Source organism: Pseudoflavitalea rhizosphaerae (assembly GCF_003991355.1).
Lineage (GTDB): Bacteria > Bacteroidota > Bacteroidia > Chitinophagales > Chitinophagaceae > Pseudobacter > Pseudobacter rhizosphaerae.
In genome coordinates this window covers 284,378-291,076 of record NZ_RCSU01000010.1, presented here as the reverse complement: position 1 = coordinate 291,076, position 6,699 = coordinate 284,378, and the positions used below count along the sequence as shown (strand labels likewise).

Below are 6,699 nucleotides of genomic sequence, written 5' to 3'. Positions count from 1 at the left end.
TTATAACCCGACTTTAGTCGGACAATACTGATTTTGAATAATGAAACACAAATTCATAAAAGATGAATAACAATCGCTGAACGCTGTATTCAAAATGGCAATTTTCAATTTGTATGCCAGCGCATTTTTTCTGTCATTTTTTACGACGGATTTGAAAAAATGACATTGGCCGATTTGCCAGAATTTCAGCGGTGATTTTGCTCCAAAGAAAATGCCCCCGGTGTTCCGGAGGCATTTCTTTTTCATAGGTGAACGGATCACTATAGATCTTAATTACAGCGCTAAATATTTATCCAGTTCCGCTATGAGCTTTTTATTCGATGGCCGCATGGCATTGGCTGAAATGATCTTTCCTTCTTTATCGATCATAATAAAACGTGGAATGGCGGCGATATTAAATTCCTGAATAAAGGTTGAATTGAAAGCATTGTCCGCCATCAGTTGCACTCCTTTGAGATTGTTATCGGTTACATAAGCGATCCATTTATCCGTGTCTTTGAGCTCGTCCACTGAAATGCTCACAAAGCTGATCGGCTTACCATGGTAGTTAGCTTCCACTTTTTTGAGATGAGGGATCTCTGCCTTGCAGGGCCCGCACCAGGTGGCCCATACATCGATGTACACAATATTACCGCGTAAACTTTCCAATGATACTTTTTCGCCGGAAACAGTCCTGAAATTGAAATCCGGCGCGGGAGCCCCTTTGGTGAATTTCTTAATTTTGGTGTAAATACCGTTGACGATAGCACTATAGTTACTATTGCGGGTAATAGCACTGTAAGCAGTGTAAATGCTGTCTGCCTCTGCAATGTCTTCGGACATTTTCAACGCAATGGAAGCAATATCATATTGCCAGTATTCCCTGATGAAGGCGTTGCTGATCTCATTGTTCACCACCTTGCTCTGGATGGATTCAGACTTAACACCCCTGTTGAAATCGTCCTTGTACTTTGGTTTATAGATCATGGTGCCGATCTCCTGGTCCATCCACCGCCTGTAGGCTGGCGATGCCTTGAAAAGCGCTTCATCATTCATCGATGTGCCGATATGATTGATGGAGTCGATCACATCCCTTTCTTCCCTTGTAAGTTTCTTTACCTCCATTTCATTCCGGGCTGAATCTAGTTTGGCCCTGTCGAAGTTGCCGGCCATCTTTGACATCAGCTCAAAAAAGTTATCCCGCTTTTTCATATCCACACCGTACACATAAGTATAATCCCGGACAATATTCCTGGCAGCGTAATCGATATCTCCCCTGCGATGAGCTGAAAAAGCAGGGTCTTTCAATTTTGCTTTGATGATCAACAGGTATTGCTGCTGTTTCCAGTTTTCAATATTTTTCAGGAATTCAGGAAAAGGTACCATGTTCATCTTTCCTCCTTTCACTTCGTCGCTCAACTTCCTGGCATTGTTATTCAGTGTTACGATGAGATTGTTCTCGATATTTCCTTTTCCACGGAACAGGAATTTATCTTTCTCCTTCGTAATGTTAAGATCGAAGCCGGGAGCAAGATAAACGGGGCCAACGCTATTGAGACTGTAGTATCCTTTTTCAATATCGCTGAAACGCTGACTGAATTTTCCGGCGCTGTCTGCCTGGATTTTCCATTTCTGCTCAGTCAGATTGTTTAACTCAATTGATTTGCCGGCAGCGGATGATAATATGCCACTCAGTTTTACAGGCTGTGCAAGGAGGCTGCTGCAATAAAGCATCGTCCCAATGAAGAATATTCTTTTCATAATTCATATATAGATTTTATCGTTCGTTCAAAGGCATGTCGGGATTGAAATTGATCACGGCCTGCGGGATTTGTAAAGTGTATTTTTTGCTGTCAGGAGTAAGCGTATAGATATCTGTTCCCAGATTTCGTACAACGGTAGGCGTTTTACCTTCTTTGGCCAGCCTTCGACTGTCGAACCAGCGGACAGGACTGGCAATCAGTTCTCTTCTTCTTTCATCCAGCACCCAATTGAGCACTTGTGCTGCGTCAGTGGAATGGAGGTCCACATGATTCCTGTCTCGTTTTGCATTGATGCTGTTGATGATGCCAAGCGCTGAATTGAGATCGGGTGATGGCTTGCGCACCAGCGCTTCTGCCTTGCTGAGCATGGTTTCAGGAACGGAGATACCAAAATTGGTTTGTCTGATCCTCAGCCCGCTTGTTTTGGAAGCCATCAGTCTTTCCCGGTTATCAGTAGTGCCGAACAATGCGGCTGCACTGGCAGTGAGCTTTGTTCTTAGTACATGCGTGAGTTCATAATTGCTGCGGAGATAAAGGTTCTCCGGATTGGATAGCAGATCAGGCGCAGTAGCATTGGCCGCCGAAAAATCCAGCAGATCGCTTTTCAATGCGAGTGCTGCATCTGCATTCTCAATGGTGTTATCGTAGTCCTGCATGTGCAAATAGATCCTGGCCAGTGAAGCGTATGCAGCTGCTTTACTACCACGATATGGAACAGGATGGAGATCGGAAAGCCTGGGCAGTGCATCACGGATGTCTTTTATCATTTTTTCGTAGCAATCCTTTACGGTAGACCTGGAAGGTGTTTTCGCATACATATCAGCGGAAGTAACATATGGGATGCCAGGATCAGATGCCGCCGTGGCAGGATCATAAGGTTTTGCATAGAGCTGCGCAATGCAGAAATGTGCATAAGCCCTTGCCAGTAATCCTTCCGCTTTCAGCTTTTCTTTTTCCAGTTGTGAGCCGCCCCGGGAATCCATCACTTCATTGATCACGAGATTGGCATAGTAAACGGTTTTGTAAGGCATAGACCACAGCGTGGGATCCTCGTTCACATAAGGCTGGTCCTGCCAGGTGTACAATCTTGCTGTAATGCCGTTGGGAGTGCGGGAAGGCAGGTATTCGAAATTATCGCTCAGCTGGATCAGTGGCCAGTTGAAATAGCCATTCACGTCATCAGCATTCAGGAGCTGATCATAATCCGGAGTGGCGCTTACGGTTACCACGCCTGGCTGATCCACTTCCAGGAATTTTTTCTCACAGCTGGTGATGAATAGAACGGATGATAATATGATGGGGATGATCTTGTTCATGTTTTTGATGATTGTGCATTAAAAATTGGCCAGTACGCCGAAAGTGTAGGTGGGAGTGATGGGGAGGGTTCTTTCACCACTTTCCATCAGGTGGGCTTCGGGATCAATTCCATTTTTATTCTTTAACCATTTCCATGCGTTCCTCACCTGGAAGTTGAGTTTGATACTGTTCACCGGCCAGGTGCCCAGCATCTTTTTATCGAAGAGATAGGCAACGGCCACTTCACGTAGTTTGATGAAAGCGGCGGAAGCGAATTTCTGATCGCTCCAGTTGTACTGGTTGCTTTGCATTACACTCTTCCTGGGAATCTGTGTATGCAATTCATCGCCTGGCTTTTGCCACCTGGATGCAGCTACACGGGATACATTCGTATAGCCTTCACCGTTGAAACTGTTGGAGAAATAGAATTCATCCAGCATATCGGTTGCCATGAAATGACCACCATTGGCGATGAAGAGGAAGGACAGGTCCCAGTTGCCGTACTGCAGAATATTCGTAAGACCTGCCGTGTATTTGGGAACGATGGAGCCGATCACCACCAGGTCTTCATATTTGAGATTGGAGTATTGTGCGGCGGGGATCTTTACACGCTTGCCATCCGGCTGCACATCCCACATCAGGCCTGCGCCTGTTTCATCCACACCTGCCCACTGATAAGCGAAAAATGTACGGGAAGGGAAGCCGGTGAAATTCCTTGGGAATCCGGCCAGGCTTCCATTGTTGAGATTCGAGTATCCCACCTTGTTAGTGTTGAGGCCGAGATTCACGGTAGTCTGCCAGCGGAATTTACTGTTGTTGATATTGATGGTGTTCAGCCTCAGCTCAACGCCTTTGTTGGTGATATCGGATGTATTCAGGTTGATCAGGTAGAAACCTGTGCGGGTGGGGTCCCAGGTTTGCGATGCCAGCAGGTCAGTGGTCTTCTTATGGTAAAAATCTACAGAGCCGCTGATCCTGTTGGAAAGTAAACTGAAATCCAATGCAAGGTTATGTGTGAAAGTAGGCTCCCATCGCAGTTCCCTGTTGGCAGGAGAATTGATATTGAGATGCGTGTTGTTGAGATTGAAACTGCTCCAGGCCTGCGCGATGGTCCTGAGTGATGAGGAAGTAAGATCAGGTACGTTACCGGTAAGACCTGCAGTATATCTTATTTGCAGGAGGTTCATCCAGGAAGGCGCTTTGATAAAATGCTCGCGCAGCAGGTCCCATTTCAATCCTGCGGAAGCCAGTATCTGTTTGTTCAAACCTGCGGACCGGTCGAAACGGCTGCTCTTGTTGATACGCGCGCTGGTGCTCAAAGTATATTTCCCTTTGTAAGCGTAGGAACCTGCAAAATAGTAGAAGATATAACGATCATCCAGTGTGCTTTTCTTGAAATACTGATCGTATTCGAATTTGCTGAACAGGGTGCTGACCGGATTTTCCACGCCAACTGTTGTGATATACCTGAAGTCAACGGGGAAGTTGAGATTATTGGATGGATCGTATCCGAAACGGGTATCCATCGAATTATCGAAAAGTGATTTTTGTCTTTCAAGGCCCAGTGTCATATCCACCCTGTGATCATGATTGAAAGTATGGTTCAGGTCAAGCTGGGCGCGTACATAAAAATTCCTGGTGGTATTCCTCGTTTCAGAAAGTATGCCGCCTTTGGGAATGTTGAAAACGGGCAATGTGCCGTCCAGCGTGGCATAGCTGGCAACGAGGTTGCGTGCCTGGAAGGAACTGGCGTTATAGATATCTTTTTTCAGCTCATCGATATTCTCCGATTTATAGCTGACACTAAGGGCGATGCTGTTATTGAACTTGTAGCTAAGGGTGGACTGAAGACGGAGATTATTGGTCTTGTTGTTGAAATCATAGTCTGTCAGGTCATCGAGCGGGGCATAAGTAAGCGCGGGAAAGCCGGCTTCCACGAATTGCCTGCTAAGATCATCATTCCACCTGTATGGGATCTGCCGGTGACTGCCGTCCGGGTTGCGCAATCTTTCATAAGGAAGGATCTTCAGCGAGCCCGGAACAACGGAGTTGGAACTGCCACCGAATCTTTTCAGTGGAGATACATCCTGGTCATTCACACTGTAGTTGGCATTGATGGCCAGTGTGAGCTTGCTGGTGAGTTTGATGTCGCTGTTGAAGTTCACATTGGTCTTCCGGAATTCATCGCCTTTGTAAAGATTGGTGCCTTTTACATAACCGAAGGAAGCGTAGTAGCTGAAACGGTCTGTGGGCGCGGCACTGATACTGACTGTATTGTCAGTGGAATAAGCATTATTGAAGAATTCCTTTGCGGCTTCTTTGAGGTTATCGTAAGTTCCGATCTCCTTCAATCTTCTGTCTCTTTCTTCTGCAGTGATCTTTCCTTCTTCAAAATCGAACAGGGTAGCAAATACAGGCGTGTAGGCATCGCGGGAATAACTGTAGTCGTCGCGGGCGGGAATATTGTTCGGGTAGGCATAGAATTCTTCTTTTTCAAACTCCACCATTTCAGCAGGGCTCAGCAGGTTGAGGTAGCTGAGTTTGGGCCTGGGGTTGATATTGAAAGATGAACGGAAAGTGACCCTGGGCGAAAGTGTTTTTCCTTTTTTGGTATTGATCACGATCACACCATTGGTGGCTTTCACGCCCCAGATGGCGGCTGCGGCCGCATCGCGAAGCAGGGTAATTGTTTCAACATCGTTCGGATTGATGGTAGACAGGCTGCCTTCGATGGGAAATCCATCTACAACGATCAATGGTTGTTGATTGCCGAAAGTAGACACGCCGCGCATCAGGATGCTTGGATCGTCTTCCCCTTCAATACCATTGGCGCTTTTGGAGATCAGCAATCCCGGCGCCATGCCTTCTATCAGGTTGAAGAGATCCGGCGAGGTCCTGCGTTCCAGGTCTTTTGCCGTTATCACGGAGTAAGAGCCGGTTGCCCGCTCTTTGGGTATCTTCTGGTAGCCGGTATTCACGGAAACGGTTACATCTCCCAGTGAGGATACTTTGGTTTTCACTACAATCAGGATATTGTTCTTCCCATTCACTTTTACTTCCTGTGTTTCATAATTCACGCTGGAAACGATCAGTACTGCCTGCTCGTTCACTCCTTCGAGTGTGAACTCGCCTTTGCTGTTGGTAGCAGTGCCTTTGTCTGTGCCTTTCACTGTGACCGTTACGCCGCTGGCAGGCTCGCCGCTTTCCGTGGTGATCCGGCCCCGGATTTCGATAGTGGGAGGGTAGAGTTGAAAAACAGGCGGCGCGATCTTCCTTGCAGAGATCACGATCGTTTTTTTCTGAATGGAATAATCGAATAATTGTTCCTTTAGAACATTATCGAGGAACGACAATAAAGGCATATTATTCGCCTGAATGTTTACCGGAGCAGCTTTCCGGAGGATGGCGCCGTCATAGAAAACTACAAAGCCGGTTTGTTTTTCAATGGCGGTAAACACTTCTTTCAGGGAAGCTTTCTTCCCTGAAAATGTGATAGTCTGGGAGTTACTTTTGGCGCTGATATGCAAACAGAGCCCCAGTAATAGAATGCCGACAAATGTGAGCCGCATAAGCAGTTGTTTTTTCGCAGAGGATAGGGAACGCGTGTTGTGGCGCCCTTTCCGGAGAGCATTTAATTGCATAAATTCGCAACAGTTTTGGG

3 protein-coding genes are annotated in these 6,699 nt (G+C 46.5%); all 3 read right to left on the bottom strand.

From position 1 onward, the window contains the following. Nucleotides 1–273: 273 nt before the first annotated feature. The 3 genes from D9Y29_RS18295 to D9Y29_RS18285 are packed head-to-tail and all read right to left on the bottom strand — an operon-like array spanning nt 274 to nt 6,607. Nucleotides 274–1,740: a TlpA family protein disulfide reductase gene (locus tag D9Y29_RS18295; RefSeq protein ID WP_127130880.1), complete on the bottom strand. Its 1,467-nt coding sequence runs from the start codon at nt 1,738–1,740 to the stop codon at nt 274–276. A gap of 16 nt (nt 1,741–1,756) precedes the next feature. Next, nucleotides 1,757–3,058 carry a RagB/SusD family nutrient uptake outer membrane protein gene (locus tag D9Y29_RS18290; RefSeq protein WP_127130878.1) on the bottom strand — a complete coding sequence of 434 codons (1,302 nt, stop codon included), beginning with the start codon at nt 3,056–3,058 and terminating at the stop codon, nt 1,757–1,759. Nucleotides 3,059–3,076: 18 nt separating this feature from the next. Continuing rightward, nucleotides 3,077–6,607, bottom strand: coding sequence for a SusC/RagA family TonB-linked outer membrane protein (locus D9Y29_RS18285; RefSeq protein ID WP_164735468.1), 3,531 nt, complete (start codon nt 6,605–6,607; stop codon nt 3,077–3,079). Nucleotides 6,608–6,699 lie beyond the last annotated feature (92 nt).

What these genes read in the sequence shown, in the direction of transcription:
- D9Y29_RS18295 (WP_127130880.1), bottom strand. Translation starts at nt 1,740, where the DNA reads ATGAAAAGAATATTCTTCATTGGGACGATGCTTTATTGCAGCAGCCTC.
- D9Y29_RS18290 (WP_127130878.1), bottom strand. Translation starts at nt 3,058, where the DNA reads ATGAACAAGATCATCCCCATCATATTATCATCCGTTCTATTCATCACC.
- D9Y29_RS18285 (WP_164735468.1), bottom strand. Translation starts at nt 6,607, where the DNA reads ATGCGGCTCACATTTGTCGGCATTCTATTACTGGGGCTCTGTTTGCAT.